Raw genomic sequence first — 15,673 nt, forward strand, 5'->3', positions numbered from 1 at the left:
AGCCGCAATCCGGCAACGAAAAGGGCGGCATCTCTGCCGCCCTTTCCTTGTGCATAAGCCGGAGTGGCTTGGATTAGAAATCCATGCCGCCCATGCCGCCCATGCCGCCGCCGCCCATGCCGCCAGGCATGCCGCCGCCAGCCGACTCCTTCTTGGGAGCCTCGGCAATCATGGCTTCGGTGGTGACCAGCAGGCCGGCGACCGAGGCCGCGTCCTGGAGAGCCGTGCGAACGACCTTGACCGGGTCGACGATGCCCATGGCGATCATGTCGCCATACTCGCCCGTCTGCGCATTGTAGCCGAAGGTCAAACCGGTATTCTCGAGGATCTTGCCGGCAACGATCGAGGCTTCCGCACCAGCGTTCGACGCGATCTGGCGGGCCGGAGCCTGCAGTGCGCGACGCACGATGTTGATGCCGGCAGCCTGGTCGGCATTGACGCCGGTGGCCGTGATGTTGGCCGAAGCGCGCAACAGGGCAACGCCACCGCCTGCAACGATGCCTTCTTCGACGGCCGCACGGGTCGCGTTGAGGGCGTCATCGACGCGGTCCTTCTTTTCCTTGACTTCGACTTCCGTCGCACCGCCGACGCGGATCACCGCAACGCCGCCCGCCAGCTTGGCGAGACGTTCCTGCAGCTTTTCCTTGTCGTAGTCCGAAGTCGTCTCTTCGATCTGCTGCTTGATCTGGCTCACGCGGCCCTGGATCTCTTCCTTGCGGCCGGCACCATCGACGATGGTGGTGTTCTCCTTGGAGATCGACACCTTCTTGGCGCGGCCCAGCATGTTGAGGCCGACATTCTCGAGCTTGATGCCGAGGTCTTCGGAGATGACCTGGCCACCGGTGAGGATGGCGATGTCTTCCAGCATGGCCTTGCGGCGATCGCCAAAGCCCGGCGCCTTGACGGCGGCGATCTTCAGGCCGCCACGCAGCTTGTTGACGACCAGCGTGGCAAGAGCCTCGCCTTCGACGTCTTCCGAGATGATGAGCAACGGCTTGGACGTCTGCACGACGGCTTCGAGAACCGGCAGCATGGCCTGGAGGTTGGAGAGCTTCTTCTCGTGCAGGAGGATGTAAACGTCCTCGAGTTCGGCAACCATCTTGTCGGCATTGGTGACGAAGTAGGGCGACAGGTAGCCGCGGTCGAACTGCATGCCTTCGACGACTTCGAGTTCGGTCTCGGCGGTCTTGGCTTCCTCGACCGTGATGACGCCTTCGTTGCCGACCTTCTGCATCGCTTCCGCGATCATCTTGCCGACCGACTCATCGCCATTGGCCGAGATCGTGCCGACCTGGGCAACTTCCTCGGAAGTCTTGATCTTCTTGGCAGCCCCGCCGAGTGCGGTGACGACTTCGGTCACGGCCAGATCGATGCCGCGCTTCAGGTCCATCGGGTTCATGCCGGCGGCAACGGCCTTGTGGCCTTCCTGGACGATAGCCTGGGCAAGAACGGTCGCGGTCGTGGTGCCGTCGCCGGCGATGTCGTTGGTCTTCGAAGCAACTTCGCGGACCATCTGCGCGCCCATGTTCTCGAACTTGTCTTCAAGCTCGATTTCCTTGGCGACGGTGACGCCGTCCTTGGTGATGCGCGGGGCGCCGAACGACTTGTCGATGACGACGTTGCGGCCCTTGGGGCCGAGCGTGACCTTCACTGCGTCGGCGAGGATGTTGACGCCACGCAGCATGCGCTCACGGGCATCACGGGAGAATTTTACGTCTTTAGCAGCCATTTTTTAGCTCCTGGCAGGGGCTTGGAGTAAGCCCGGAATTCAGTTGACGGTAAGGCCGATAATCAGCCGATGATGCCCATAATGTCGGATTCCTTCATGATCAGAAGGTCTTCGCCATTGAGCTTGACTTCGGTGCCCGACCACTTGCCGAACAGGATGCGGTCGCCCGCCTTGACGTCCAGCGGCACCAGCTTGCCGGCTTCGTCGCGAGCACCGGAGCCGACGGCGATGATTTCGCCTTCCTGCGGCTTTTCCTTCGCCGTATCGGGGATGATGATCCCGCCGGCGGTCTTGGATTCTGATTCGACCCGGCGAACGACCACGCGGTCATGAAGCGGTCGGAAATTCGACTGTGCCATTTTTTCTTCCTCGATGAGAACGGTAAATACAGGTCCTCGGTCCGGCGACGCCGAACCTTAGTTAGCACTCATCAAAGGCGAGTGCTAACGTGGCGCTGAAATAGGCCGTGGTTGGGCGAGAGTCAAGGCGACCGCAAGCGCTTGTGGAGCCATTTTTGTTCGTGCGCCGCGCTGTGGGGCAACAAGCTTAGTCATCGGAATGCCGATCAGCCGCTGCAGATCCATCCAAGGTCAGCGTCCGAGGCGCAGGCCGATCTCCCGGGTCTCGAAATCAAGCAACAGGCTGTTCTTCTCGAAATATCGGATTCCGACGATGTTGTGCGCGAGACCTGGGACGAACTCTACCTCAGGAGTGTAGGTAGTTTTGAGTTCCCAGTCTTCCTGGCCCTCGGCTTTTACCAGAAGCTTTGTGCCGCCGCGCAATGACGAGTATCCCACCGAGGCGTCGGTGAAGACCACGATCGTGGAGTTGCCTGTGTCGTAAAGCGTTGGTCGACAGGTGGATTCAGATCCCCACGAGATGCAGGCATCGATGGTTGGAAAGTTGTACCGCCAACTTGGCTGTTTCCAGCTCTCCATCCTGAAGTCCTTTTTCAAGTCTGGCGGCACACCGATGTGGAGTGCCTCTACCTGGGGGCAGCTGCTGTCATTATTCGTGCAGACCTTCCATTTGGTGCCGATTGGAGTGAGGTAGTAGCCTTTGTGCAGGCCGGGCGCAGAGTTCACATAGGCGAGGGGAGACTTGATCATCCGGTCTGGGCCGCTTCCGCCAACAGGAGAAATCCCGAAAATACCCTTGGGCCAGAGCGGCCCTCCAACAATCTCTCCAGTACTGCGCCTGACTTGTTTGTAACGGATGAGGAATGGGATTGTGGTGGCGGTGGAGACTCGGGATTCGGGCGAACCGAAAGCCACTGGAGCGTAGGCGATGTTGCCATACACATCGTAGATTCCGTAGTTCATGACAGCCCGTTTGGTACTGACCCTTATTCCATCTATCTCCAGATCGTCTGTGATCTTGATTCCTGTATTCGAACAGATCTCGGCTGGGAGCACCGATTTGCAATCGATCGTCATTCCGCTCGATCCTGTATCAAGCAGGATCGGCTGGTTGACCGCGCGCTTGCCAAGCGAAAGGACGGTCACGTAAAGCATGCGAATATTCTTCGGTCTTCCCGGGTACTCCAACTTGACCAGGGGCACGGTCGCAGAAAGTTCGTCTTCGGATTGGGCCGGTGGCAATGTAGCCGCAAGCGCCGAGGCAATTGCCATCAGGCGTGCAACGCATCGAAAGCGAATCCCCAACGCATCCCCCGCGCATGGCCCAGCTGCCGCAGGAAGTCTAGTTTCCGTCCTGTCAAAGTAAAGGCATTACTCCTGGCACATCGGACCGACCGCGAGGAACGGGCTGGTTAGCAGGTAGCGCGAGACTTCGATGCGCTAGGTATTTGCCAGCCACTATCATCCGCCGACCGCTGCCCAAACTTACCGGTGACGCGGCGATCCAAGCACCAAGAGTGGGCACCGTTCCGCCAGCGGGTAGGAGCCGCTCGCCACGACGCGTACGTCGCTGAACCAAGGCCTGGCCTCATCGATCAGCGTGGCCAATGTCGCGAAACTATATTTGGTGGCGGAACCCGCATAGACGTCAATCGTATCGATCGACGCGATCGTCCAACCCGTCCGCTGGGCTAGAGCCACGCGATCCGGAAACAGACTGTCGAATGTCGCGCGGATTGTTTGCACGCTGACGCTTTGGTCACGGTCGCGCGTGGTACACGCCATCGCGATCCGCCATTTGAGTGCGTGAAAATTCTCGACCCCGCCTGCCAGGACCGTGGCTTCGATGCTGTGCAGGTCGTCGGCCACTTCCGGCCGCGCGAAGACGCGGATCGCTGCGTGTCCACCGGGCTTCAACACCCTTGCTATTTCACTGAACAGCGCATCTCGGGCGGCTCTGGAGTCGACCGCGGACAGGCATCCGTCGCCGATGACCGCATCGACACTTGCCTGATCCACCGGGAGGCTGAGCCAGTTGCCGGCGATTGCCCTTCGCGAGGCGTTATTGCCGGCCCATACGCCAGAAATCATGGTCGCGGATTGATCGATCGCCAACATCGATTTGCTCAGGATCGCCAGCTCGGGAGTCACCCCAAGCAGAAGCGTATCGGCATTTTTGAGGTCGAGTTCGCGATCGAATACAGCGACGGTTTCCGCTGTTGGTCGAAGCGGCGCGTCCAGCAATTTCCAATGGCGATGATAATTATCCCAGTGATCTGTCATGCAAGCCGGTTGGTGCTCTGGGCTTCTAGCTTTAGATTTCCATCCGGGCTTAATAGAGGTCGTTGGATAAGCCAAGAGGCCAATAGTGGCGCGCATCGTCGTGATAACGCATGAGTACGACCGATTCCTGGGCAAGCGAGACATCCTGCTACGCAGGAGCAGCCCATACATGCTTTTCGACATTCTTTCGGAATTGAGAAGGCGCGGCCATTCCGTCCGGATACAGCAAGGTCTGTCGAGGCGGGTCAGCGCCGACGTAGCGGTGTTGCATGTCGACGCCACGACCACGCCCGCGGATTATATCGAATACGCGTCAAGATTTGCGTTCTGTCTCAATCTCGGAGCGGCCGACATATCCAAGCGGCGGATCAGCGGTGCGTTGGTCGACAAAGGTGACACGTGGCAAGGCCCGGTGATCGTCAAAAGCAATCTCAACAATCAGGGTATTCCGGAGGCCTTCCTAAACCGGCAGTCGCAACGTGCGGGCAAGCCTCAGCCATTTCCGGACATGCCTGTTCAGGAACCTTATGCCGTCCACGGTTCAATCGACGATGTTCCGCAAACTATCTTTGATCGTAGCGATCTGATCGTAGAGAAGTTCATTCCGGAGACGGAGCCCGATGGCTACGCGGCGCGCTTCTGGGTGTTCTGCGGAGACCGCGAACGTTGCACGCGCTATGTGTCGCCCAAGCAGCTGATCAAGGCGTCGGACACGATCCGACGCGAGGCTGTCCCGGTTCCAGATCAACTGCGGGTCTTGCGGCAGCGCCTCGGCTTCGACTACGGCAAATTCGATTTCGTCATGCATGAGGGCAGGGCGGTGCTGCTGGACGCGAACAAGACCCCCGGCCGTCCCAGCAAGTTGATGAAGATGTTCGCAGCAGGCGCTTCCGATCTTGCCGACGGTTTCGAAGGCCTGATCCGACGGGCCGGATAGGCTAAAGAAACTGCCTCAACTGCGTGTGGATGATCGACCGATAATCCTCGATTGTCCGTCGGCCTTCCACCTCGCCTTGAGTGAGCGCTAGGCGCACGACGCCCCCGGCCAACTGGAAGATCAGGAAGACAAGGCGCGCGAAGGATTCGCGTTGGTCCGGATTCAGCAACGGAGCGACCCGGTCGCAAAAAAGACTGGCCTGCCGACGGGTCTCGGCAATGTCCAGATTCTTGAGCGCCTTGTCGGCCTGAATGGCGTTCAGCAGGTCCTGGATCGCGGGGTCGCCGGCGACGCGGCCATGGTAGTCGTCTAGCAGGCTGTCGGCAGCCGCTATCAGGTCTCCCAGCCCGCCGATCCCGGCGACGATCAGAGCGAGCCGCGCACGGCTGACTTCCGAATGCCGCTCATAAAGCGTTGCCAGTATCGCCGACTTGTTGGGGAAGTAATGGTAAACCGTGGCAATGGGGCCGCCCGCCAGCATGCCGACCTCCTTCATGGTGACGGCGTCGATTCCCTTTTCGCCAATCAGTCGCATGGTCGTCGACAAAATGGCGTCTATGCGCTCACGGCTACGTTCCTGCTTGGGCTTGCGCCTGGGCTCGGTCGCTGTTCGCCTGATTTCCGGCATGCTCGGGTCTTTCGGACGGTCTTCAAAATCAGATTGACAAGAATTCAATCGAGTATCACCTTCTGAATGCTGATAGATTGTCAGCTTTTCGGAAGCACGGCAAGGACGTCGGGAGGCGCCTCTGACTTCGACAAACACCGTGCAGCCGGGCAATGGCGACTGGCTGGTCGGCAGCCCCTCCGGCCTCGAGCTTGCGGCGGCCCTCTGGCTCGGTTCGGTCGGCCTTCTGATTCTCGGATTGCAGCCCGTCCTGCTCGGCGCGCTCTACACGGAGGGCCACGTCAGCGGCGATGAACTCGCGCTGGTGGCCACGGCTGAGATGATGGCGATCGCGATTGGTTCGGCTGTCGTCGCGATGCTGCTGTCGGCGCGCAACATGCGCTGGAAAAGTGCCGTCCTTCTCGTTCTGCTGGCGGTAGCCAATGTATGGACCGCCCGTGCCCTGAGCGCCGGAACGCTTATCGCCGCGCGCACTCTGGCCGGATTGGCGGAGGGCGGTCTTGTGGCGATCGCCACCGAACTGATAGCGCGCTCGCGGCGCGCCGAGCGCATCGGCGGCTATTTCGTCACCATGCAGACCTTGGCGCAATGTGCCTTGGCGCTGCTGGCGGCACTTTATGTCATCCCTGCTGCAGGATCAGCAGGCGGCTTCAACCTTCTCGCCATCGTCTGCGTGGTGTCGCTGGCAGTCGCCTGTATCGTCCCCGACCGATATGCCGATCTGCCGAAGCAGGAGAATTTTGCCGATGTCCTGACAGCGACCTCGATCACGGCACTGTCATGCATCTTCTGCTATTTCATGTTCTTCGGCGCGGTCTGGGCTTTCCTGGAGCCGCTCGGCGGGCAGTTCGGCATTGACGGGCTTACCGTAGGCTTGATTGTCTCGACAAGTCTGGCAGCGCAGGTCCTGGGCGCAATGACGGCGACCCTGTTCGAAGCGCGCATCGACTATCGCATCGCCATCACCGCGATCGGTGCGGTCGCGATCGTGAGTTGTCTCGTTCTGGCAAGTGGGCCCGGCCTGGCCATTTTCTGGGTCGCCGCCCTGGTCATGGGCTTCATCCTGCTGTTCATCGTGCCTTACCAAATCCGCCTGGCAATCACTGCCGACGAGACCCGCACGACGGTGCTGTTGGTGCCGGCGGCGCAGCTTTTCGGCCTGGCGCTCGGGCCGATCGCAGCCTCGCTGCTGATCGACGGCAAGGATTTCCGCCCGGTCCCTGAATTCGCCGCCGCCAGCGCCGTTGCCAGCCTCGTGCTGCTTGGCCTCTTCATTCTCGCGGCGCGGCGACGTGGCGCCAATGCGTGAGCGGCGCGATATGTCTGGCACCTGGAGCAATTGGTCCGGCTATGTCACCGCAGCGCCCCGGCTAGTTGCAAGCCCAGCCGATGTCGGCGAACTGAGCGATCTGATCCAGACGGCGCCCGGCCCGGTGCGGGTCTCCGGTGCCGGGCATTCGTTCACGCCGCTGGTAAAATCACAGGGCACGATCGTATCGCTGGACAAAATGGAAGGGCTCGTCTCGCACGACGCGGAGAAGCGCCAGGCACGTGTCCGGGCCGGCACGCGGCTTGGCCCGTTGATGCACATCCTTCAGAACATCGGGCAGGGTCTGCCCAACATGGGCGATATCGACCGCCAGGCGATCGGCGGCGCACTGGGAACCGCCACCCACGGCTCAGGCCCGACGCTTGGCGCCTATCATACGCAATTGGAAGCGGTGCGGCTTGTCGACGGGCTCGGCAAGTCGCGCGAGTTCAGCCGGGCAGGGGACCAGGACGCGATACATGCCATCGGCGTCGCGCTTGGCGCCTTTGGCATCTTGAGCGAAGTAACCCTGAACAACATCGCGTCTTACCGGCTGCGTCGCCGCAAATGGGTACTGCCGTGGGCCGACATGCTGCGGAACTTCGAAACGATGATGAGCGCGCATCGCTCGGCCGAATTCTATTACATTCCGTTTTCCGGCCACGCGCAGTTCATCGCCAGCGATTTGAGTGATGCCACGCCCACCGCGCGGCCACTGGAAGAGGACGAGGCAGGCTTGCGGACCTTGCGAAGCCTGCGGACCGGTCTAGCCTGGCTGCCCGCGCTGCGGCGGCGGCTGATCCGCGGCGCCGTCGCGAAGGTGCCGGCCGAAGACTATGTTCAGGATTGGCTGAATGTCTATGCCAGCGATCGCCAGACCCGGTTCAACGAGATGGAATACCATTTGCCGTTTGAGGAAGGGCCAAAGGCGCTGGCCGAGGTTATTGAGTTGACCGAGAGGCACTTTCCGGAAGTCTATTTTCCGATGGAAGTGCGCTCGGTCGCGCCCGATCAATTTTGGCTGTCGCCATTCCACAACAGGCTAACCTGCTCAATCGCCATCCATCATGACGCTGCGAACGATCCGCTGCCCTTTATGCGCGCGGCCGAACCGATCTTTCGTAGATATGGCGGGCGGCCGCACTGGGGCAAGATGCACAGCCTGAGGGCGGCGGAGCTGAAGAAGCTCTATCCGCGCTGGGACGACGCCATGGCGGTGCGCCGCGACCTCGATCCGCAAAACCGGCTTGTCTCGCCCTACATGGCCGAGTTGTTCGGCATCGAGCAATGAGCGCCTATTTCGAAAAGCTCTCGGGGGCACTGAGGCAGGCTGGGATCTTCCAGCCCTGCCTGCTGCTCGATCTTGACCGCCTGGATCGTAACATCGCCCTGGTTAAGGCAAGGCTCGATCCGGGATTGGCCGTACGGCTGGTCGACAAGTCGCTCCCCTGTCTGCCGCTGCTTTCGCATATCGGCAAGGCGCTCGACACGGTTCGCGTCATGACCTTCCATCCACCAATCACTCAGGCGGTTCTGACCGCGTTTCCCGATGCTGATCTTCTCTATGGCAAGCCGATGCCGGTGGAAGCGGCGAGGGCCATGCTCTCCAAGGGCGATGCGACCATGTCGCGCGTGTGTTGGCTGATCGACAGCGAGGAGAGGCTGGCGGCCTATGGCGCGCTTGCCGACGAAGTCGGCATCGAGCTGCGCATTGCTTTCGAGATCGATGTCGGCCTGCATCGCGGCGGATTGGCTGATCCGGAGGCCTTGTCCCGTGCGTTACGCGTGCTGGCGGTGCACAAGCGGCTGAAATGCGAAGGCGTCATGGCCTATGAGGCGCATGCGCCCCACATCCCCACCCTGTTCGGCGGGCCCGGGAAAGCGCTGGCAAGGGCATCGGCGCTGGCTGCTGCCTTCATCGCCTGTCTCGGGGTGGATCAGCGCCGCATCCTGAACATTGGCGGCAGCAAGACTGCGCTGCTCCATCGTTTCGGGGTGGCCAATGAAGTGTCTATCGGCTCGGCCTTCCTGCTGCCGGGAGATTTCGACACGCCCGGTCTCGAGGGCTTCCAGCCGGCCGCCTTCATTGCTACGCCGATCCTGAAAGTGGTCGAGCCGATGCTGCCCGGCCCACCTTACATCTCCCGCGTGCTGCGGGCGCTCGGCCGGTTTCCGCGCAAGGGCTGCTATCTCTATGGCGGCAAGTGGATGGCCGAGCCGGTGTTCCCCGCCGGTATGAAGGCCAGCGGCCTTCTCGGCCTATCGTCGAACCAGCAATTCATGGGTCTCCCGGGCAACGCAAGGGTGAAGCCCGGCGACTACGCTTTCCTGCGGCCGACGCAGAGTGAGGCCGTCCTGCAGCAGTTCGGTTCGATCGCCGTGTTTTCCGGCGGCAGGATCGTCGAGCGTTGGCCGGCATTGCCGATGGCCTGAGCGGCACTCCCGCCGACAGCGCATCAATTCCGCAGCCCTGCTAGGATTTGAATTTTCTGGAAAACGGCCATCGAAGCGATTGCGCAAACGTTTCGATGGCATTAGGCTTTCATTGAAATCCGCCGAAACAAAGAGAGAGCGGACCGGAAACGCATCATCAGGGAGGAGCGCTTGCCAGCACTCTGTTCGAGCCACCATGCCCACAATGGCTGAGGTCGCGCGCCGCGCCGGCGTGTCGGTTTCGACCGTTTCGCATGTCATCAACCGCACCCGCTTCGTCTCGCCGGAGAAGGCGCGCCTGATCAATGACGCGATCGCCGCAATGGGCTATCAGACCAACGAGCTGGCCCGGTCGCTGAAAGTGGCTTCCACAAACAGTGTCGGCCTGGCGATCTCGGCCATCTCCAATCCCTATTTCACTGACATCATCTGTGCGGTGGAAGCGGAATGCGCGCGCCTCGGCCTCATGGTGTTTCTCTCCGATACCCAGGAAGATCCCGACCGCGAGCTCTCGGTCGTGCGGGCTTTCCATCAACGGCGGGTCGATGGCGTCATATTGGCGCCTTCCGGGGCGCCGCAGCGCGCAGTCGACTATCTCGCCGAAAAGAAACTGCCCTGCGTCCTGATCGACCGCTTCGCCGATGCGCGCTTCGACCAGATCGGCGTCGAGAACCAGTCGTCGATGCGGGCGTTGATCGATCACGTCGTGTCCTTCGGCCACAAGCGCATCGGCTATGTTGCGGGTCAGCCGGGCCTGGCGACTACACGCGAACGCATCGAGGCATTTCACAGTGCGGTGGCGGGCCACGGATTGGCCCTGCTGCCGCAGCATATATCGCCCGAGAACATCGATACGGCGAGCGCGACGGCTGCAACCCACGCCATTCTCGCCCAGCCTTCACCGCCCACGGCCCTGATCACCGGCAACAACATGACGACGATCGGAGCGGTGAGGGCGATCCGCGAACGAGGACTGTCGATCCCTGGCGACATCTCGCTCGCCGGCTTCGATGATTTCGAATGGGCCGATTGCTTCGAACCCCGGCTGACGCTCGTAGCGCAGCCTTGCACGGAGATCGGCCGCCAGGCCGCTTCGTTGCTGTGCGCCCGCATTGCTTCTGCCGGCCTGGAGCCGCAGGCGGTGCGCCTGCAGGCCGCACTGCAGGTGCGAGAATCCTGCGCGAGGCCGGCCTCAAAGAGGTCTACCACGGTGCGGCTGGCCCCAGTGAGGCTGGCATGAGCGCGCCGCTGCTCGTCGTCACCGGCGCCGTCAAGCGCTTCGGCGGCGTCCAGGCGCTGCGTGGCGTCGACTTCGATCTCAAGCCCGGCGAAATCCACGCGCTGCTCGGCGAAAACGGCGCTGGCAAGTCGACTTTGATGAACCTGTTGTCCGGCGTCTACACGCCCGACGAGGGCACCATTCAGATCGACGGCAAGCCGGTCCAATTTAACAACCCGCGCGAAGCGCAAGCCGCCGGCATCGCAACCATATTCCAGGAGCTGGATCTTGTGCCGACCCTCGATGTGGCGGCCAACCTGTTCCTTGGCCGCGAACTGATGCGGCCGGGCGGCTTCCTCGATGTGCCGGCAATGCGCAACGAGGCAAGGAAGCGGCTCGAGGCCATCGAGCTTGCCATCGATCCGGCGAGCATGGTTTCGAACCTGTCGATCGGCCAGCGCCAGGTGGTGGCGATCGTCAAGGCGCTCTCTTACGCCTCGCGTGTGCTGATCATGGACGAGCCGACGGCGGCCCTCACGGTGGGCGAGGTGGACCGGCTGTTCGACATTATGCGCAAGCTCGCCGCCACCGGCGTTGGCATCGTTTATATCTCGCATCGGCTGGAAGAGGTGCCGCAGATCGCAGACCGGGTGACGGTGATGCGCGACGGCCGGGTCGCCGGCGTGACCGAGCCGCACGCACCGCAGGCCGAACTGGTCCGGCTGCTGGTTGGACGGCCGCTGGACGAGCTTTATCCCGAACGCGCCAAGGCCCCCGGCAAGACCCTGCTCAGCCTGCGCGATGCGCGGTTCAGGCTTGCCCATGAAAGCGCTGGGTGGCAGCCGCCAGCCGGCATCTCCCTCGACGTCAAGGCCGGCGAGATCGTCGGGCTGGCCGGCATCATGGGAGCAGGGCGGACCGAGCTCCTGAGCGCGCTCTATGGCACCGGCCTGTCCGGCCGCTGGGAGGGCGAGGTCGCTGTCGACGGCCGCCCGGTGAAGCTGGACTCGATCAATGCGGCCCGCGCAGCCGGCATCGCCTTCGTCACCGACGACCGGCGCGGCAGCGGCTTGATGCTCAGAATGGCGGTTGGCCTGAACCTGGTGATGTCGGTGATCCGCCGCATATCGCCCTTCGGGCTGATGTCGGCGCGCCGGCAGGCCGACGCGATCAAGCAGTCTTTCGGGCAGTTCGACATCAGGCCGAAGAATCCTAACATCGCGGTCGGCGCGCTGTCAGGCGGGAACCAGCAGAAGGTTGTGCTGGCCAAGGAAATCCTCGGCAATCCGCGTCTGCTGCTGCTCGACGAGCCGACGCGTGGCGTCGATGTCGGCGCCAAGGGTGAAATCTACGCAAGGCTGCGCCAGCTGGCAGCGCAGGGGCTCGGCATCCTCGTCGCTTCAAGCGAGATGCCCGAACTGATCGGCCTATGCGACCGGATCGTGGTGCTGCGCCAGGGGCGCAATGTGGCGGAATTCACCGGCGGCGTCGACGAGCACACAGTGCTTGCCGCGGCAAATGGCAGGGAGGCCTGATGTCTGGAGAGAAGGTTTCGGAGGCAGGCGGCCCGGTGGCCGCAGCGCCCGTGCATCGCGATCCGCTGGCCCTGGTGGTGCGCTTCCAAAGCCTGATCGGCCTGGTCGTCGTGGCGATCGGCGGCATCATCTTCTCGCCGCGCCGTCATGGCCAGATCCTGTTCCTTGATCCAGACAACATCGCCAACATCGTACGCGCCGTCTCGGAAACCGGCATCATCGCCATCGGCATGACTTTCGTCATCATAACGGCCGGCATCGATCTTTCGGTCGGTGCGGTGCTCGGTCTGTCCAGCGTCGTCACCGCTTCGATGATGATCTCGGGCGGCTTCGGTTTGATCCCGACCATCCTTGCCGTGCTGGTGATGGGCATTGTCTTCGGCGCCATCCAGGGCACCATCTCGACCCGTTTCCGCCTGGAGCCGTTCATCGTCACGCTGGCCGGCCTGCAGGCGGCCCGCGGACTGGCTCTGGTGGTTTCGGGCAACCAGTACATCAACATTTCCTATGGTGAGGGGCCCGGCCTGGCGCCGCCGGTGTTCGCTGTGCTGGGCGAGCGCCTGTTCAATAACACCGTGCCGGTGGCGACCATCGTCTTCATCGTTTTCGCGGCAATTGCGACGATCGTGCTCAACACCACGCGCTTCGGCCGCTATGTCTTTGCTGTCGGCGGCAATGAACGCGCTGCACGCATTTCCGGCGTGCCGGTATCGATGGTCAAGATTTCGGTCTACGCCATCACGGGGTTCGCTGCCGCGCTTGCCGGGATCGTGCATGCCGGTCAGTTCAATTTCGGCAGCGCCAATGACGGCATGGGCTATGAGTTGACGGCGATCGCCGCCGTGGTCATCGGCGGCACCAGCCTGTTCGGCGGCGCTGGCTCGATGGTCGGAACCGTTGCCGGCACCATCATGTTGGGCGCGCTCGCCAACATCCTGCAGCTCAACAACATCACGCCCGCCATGCAATTGCTCGCCACAGCGGCGATCATCGTCCTGGCGGCGGTGCTTCAATCCCTTGTTCGCCGCCGCGAGGGTTTGGGTCGTTAGGAGGAAGGCGGCAAACGCTAGACTTAAACCAAGGTCAGGCCCACGGCCCGACAAGGAGGAGAGTAGTTATGATCACCATGAGACAAGCAACGAGGCGCGCGCTGAATGCCGCGCTTCTGGCAGGCGCCGGCCTGTGCGTAGCGGGAACCGCCCAGGCCGCCGAGCCCTTGGTCAAGGCCTGCGCCAAGGACGGCCAGTTCGTCATCGGCTTTTCGCAGGCCAACAACGCCGAGCCCTACCGTCAGCACGTCAATGACGAGCTTGAGGCAGCTGTGAAGGAGGTGCCCGGCTTCACATTGCAGATCGCCGACGGTGCGGGCAACGTCAACACGCAGACCTCGCAGGTCGACAACTTCATCACCCAGAAGGTCGACCTCCTGCTGATCTCCCCCTTCGAGGCGGCACCGCTGACGCCGGCGGTGAAGCGTGCCATGGATGCCGGCATCCCGGTCATCGAACTCGACCGCAAGACCGTTGGCGATCCCGGCAAGGACTACACGGCGTTCATCGGCGGCGACAATTACAAGATCGCACTCGAGGCCGGCAAGTACACCGCCAAGACCCTGATGCCCGACGGCGGCGAAGCGGCCGTTCTGGAGGGCTTGCCGAGCTCGACCCCGGCCGTCGAGCGGCTGAATGGCTTTAAGGATGGCGTCAAGGAGAACACCAAGATCCAGGTTGTCGCCGAGCAGGCCGCCGACTGGGTGCCGGACAAAGCCCAGACGGCCTTCTCGGCCATGCTGCAGGCGCATCCGGACATCAAGGTGCTCTATGCTTCCAATGACATGATGGCCGCCGGCGCGTTGCTCGCCGCCAAGGGCGCCGGCAAGGACGTCAAGATCATCGGCACCGATGGCCTGCCAGGCCCGGCTGGCGGTATCGAGGCGGTTGCCAAGGGCGACTGGGCGGCGACCTTCACCTACCCGACGGGCGCGAAGGAAGCGATCGAGATGTCGAAGAAAATCCTGCTCGATTGTGCAACCTCCGTGGACAAGACCGTGACCGTGGATACGACAGCGATCACGCCGGAGAATGCCAAACAGATGATGGGGAAGTGACGGGCAAGCTAGCACGCTCCTGAGGTTTATACGGCAAGGCCCCGGGAAGGGGCCTTGTTCGTGTTAGGGGGCGGCGTCCGTGAGCGAACCTTATGAAATGCCGGGCAATGGCGCAGCGGGGCTGACAAGGCCTGCCTCGCGTAACTCGTTCCAGAAGTCGGGGGATACGGTCTCGGTGAGCGCGGCGCGATCTTCCGCAATGCGGCTGGGTTGACTGGCACCAGGTATGACAGCTGCAACGGCCGGGTTCGCCAAGGAAAACTGCAGCCCAGCGGCTTTCATGGAGACCCCAAATCGATCGGCGATGGATTTGATATGGGCGACCTTGTCACGGATCGCAGGCGTGATTGGCGCGTAGTCGAAATTCGGGCCGCCGACCAAGGCGCCGGAGCTGTAAGGACCGCCGACGACGATACCAAGACCACGCTCGGCAACCATGGGCATGACCCGCTGTAGAGCATGCTCGTGGTCCAGCAGCGTATAGCGCCCAGCAAGCAGAAAGACGTCTGGGCGAGGTTCGTCCAGCTCCAGAAGGAGTTCGATCGGCTCGACCCGATTCACCCCGAGGCCCCATCCCTTGATGACGCCTTCGTCTCGCAAGCGGTCCAACACCTTGAAGGCGCCCGTGCGCGCTTCCTCGAATTTTCCCAGCCATTGATCGCCCCAGAAATCCTGCGCGAGGTCATGGACGAAGGCGATCTCGATGTGATCGGTTCTCAGCCGCTTGAGGCTGTCTTCGATTGAACGCAGGGTCGCGTCGGACGAATAGTCATTGACCACCTTGTTGGGACGGCCGTGCTTGAAGACCTCGCCCCTGCCGGCGGGCGAAACCTCTTCGATCTCGTCGAGGATGACCCGCCCGACTTTCGTGCTAATGACGTATTCGCCGCGCGGCTTTCCGGCAAGCGCCTCACCCATACGAAGCTCCGCCAGACCCGCGCCATAGAAGGGCGCGTTGTCGAAATAGCGAATGCCGTCATCCCAGGCGGCTTGAACAGTCGCAAGCGCCTCCTGTTGCGGAATGTCGCGGAACATGTTTCCCAGCGGCGCCGCGCCGAAGCCGAGCTTGCTCGGCAATATATCCTTGATGCTCATCGCAATATCTTTGTCCCGACCTGCACGATTGTACGTCCA

14 protein-coding genes are annotated in these 15,673 nt (G+C 62.2%); 8 read left to right on the forward strand and 6 right to left on the reverse strand.

All coding sequences use genetic code 11. The features are described from left to right. Positions 1–73 precede the first annotated feature (73 nt). The 4 genes from groL to LB513_RS04600 form a co-directional block, all read right to left on the reverse strand. Complete coding sequence (groL, locus tag LB513_RS04585) at positions 74–1,729, reverse strand: chaperonin GroEL (protein WP_224662279.1); 1,656 nt, start codon at positions 1,727–1,729, stop codon at positions 74–76. 62 nt (positions 1,730–1,791) lie between these two features. Beyond that, positions 1,792–2,088 (reverse strand): co-chaperone GroES, encoded by a 297-nt coding sequence (gene groES / locus LB513_RS04590; RefSeq protein WP_224662280.1) that lies wholly within the window; start codon positions 2,086–2,088, stop codon positions 1,792–1,794. A gap of 231 nt (positions 2,089–2,319) precedes the next feature. Next, positions 2,320–3,243, reverse strand: coding sequence for a hypothetical protein (locus LB513_RS04595; protein ID WP_224662281.1), 924 nt, complete (start codon positions 3,241–3,243; stop codon positions 2,320–2,322). A 330-nt stretch (positions 3,244–3,573) separates the two neighbouring features. Beyond that, positions 3,574–4,467, reverse strand: coding sequence for a class I SAM-dependent methyltransferase (locus LB513_RS04600; protein WP_224662282.1), 894 nt, complete (start codon positions 4,465–4,467; stop codon positions 3,574–3,576). Between the two features lie 73 nt (positions 4,468–4,540). Here LB513_RS04600 and LB513_RS04605 point away from each other — a divergent pair, with 73 nt between their 5' ends. Then, complete coding sequence (locus LB513_RS04605) at positions 4,541–5,308, forward strand: hypothetical protein (protein ID WP_224662283.1); 768 nt, start codon at positions 4,541–4,543, stop codon at positions 5,306–5,308. A gap of 1 nt (position 5,309) precedes the next feature. Here LB513_RS04605 and LB513_RS04610 read toward each other — a convergent pair whose 3' ends face one another. Beyond that, positions 5,310–5,936, reverse strand: a complete 627-nt coding sequence (locus LB513_RS04610; RefSeq protein WP_224662284.1) for a TetR/AcrR family transcriptional regulator — start codon at positions 5,934–5,936, stop codon at positions 5,310–5,312. Between the two features lie 139 nt (positions 5,937–6,075). Here LB513_RS04610 and LB513_RS04615 point away from each other — a divergent pair, with 139 nt between their 5' ends. The 7 genes from LB513_RS04615 (at position 6,076) to LB513_RS04645 (ending at position 14,539) form a co-directional block, all read left to right on the forward strand. Continuing rightward, complete coding sequence (locus LB513_RS04615; protein ID WP_224662285.1) at positions 6,076–7,245, forward strand: MFS transporter; 1,170 nt, start codon at positions 6,076–6,078, stop codon at positions 7,243–7,245. 10 nt (positions 7,246–7,255) lie between these two features. Continuing rightward, positions 7,256–8,536: a D-arabinono-1,4-lactone oxidase gene (locus LB513_RS04620; protein WP_224662286.1), complete on the forward strand. Its 1,281-nt coding sequence runs from the start codon at positions 7,256–7,258 to the stop codon at positions 8,534–8,536. Beyond that, positions 8,533–9,678, forward strand: a complete 1,146-nt coding sequence (locus LB513_RS04625; protein ID WP_224662287.1) for an alanine racemase — start codon at positions 8,533–8,535, stop codon at positions 9,676–9,678. Before LB513_RS04620 ends, LB513_RS04625 begins: the two co-directional genes overlap by 4 nt. Positions 9,679–9,874: 196 nt before the next feature. Next, positions 9,875–10,918: a LacI family DNA-binding transcriptional regulator gene (locus LB513_RS04630; RefSeq protein WP_224662288.1), complete on the forward strand. Its 1,044-nt coding sequence runs from the start codon at positions 9,875–9,877 to the stop codon at positions 10,916–10,918. After that, positions 10,915–12,432, forward strand: a complete 1,518-nt coding sequence (locus LB513_RS04635) for a sugar ABC transporter ATP-binding protein (protein ID WP_224662289.1) — start codon at positions 10,915–10,917, stop codon at positions 12,430–12,432. Before LB513_RS04630 ends, LB513_RS04635 begins: the two co-directional genes overlap by 4 nt. Further along, entirely contained in the window at positions 12,432–13,481 is a 1,050-nt protein-coding gene (locus LB513_RS04640; RefSeq protein ID WP_224662290.1) for an ABC transporter permease, read from the forward strand. Before LB513_RS04635 ends, LB513_RS04640 begins: the two co-directional genes overlap by 1 nt. A gap of 68 nt (positions 13,482–13,549) precedes the next feature. Continuing rightward, entirely contained in the window at positions 13,550–14,539 is a 990-nt protein-coding gene (locus tag LB513_RS04645) for a substrate-binding domain-containing protein (protein ID WP_224662291.1), read from the forward strand. Positions 14,540–14,629: 90 nt separating this feature from the next. Here LB513_RS04645 and LB513_RS04650 read toward each other — a convergent pair whose 3' ends face one another. Then, positions 14,630–15,634 carry an aldo/keto reductase gene (locus tag LB513_RS04650; RefSeq protein ID WP_224662292.1) on the reverse strand — a complete coding sequence of 335 codons (1,005 nt, stop codon included), beginning with the start codon at positions 15,632–15,634 and terminating at the stop codon, positions 14,630–14,632. Positions 15,635–15,673: the final 39 nt, after the last annotated feature.

Origin of the sequence: Mesorhizobium sp. ES1-1 (assembly GCF_020164785.1) — a bacterium.
Classification (GTDB): domain Bacteria; phylum Pseudomonadota; class Alphaproteobacteria; order Rhizobiales; family Rhizobiaceae; genus Mesorhizobium.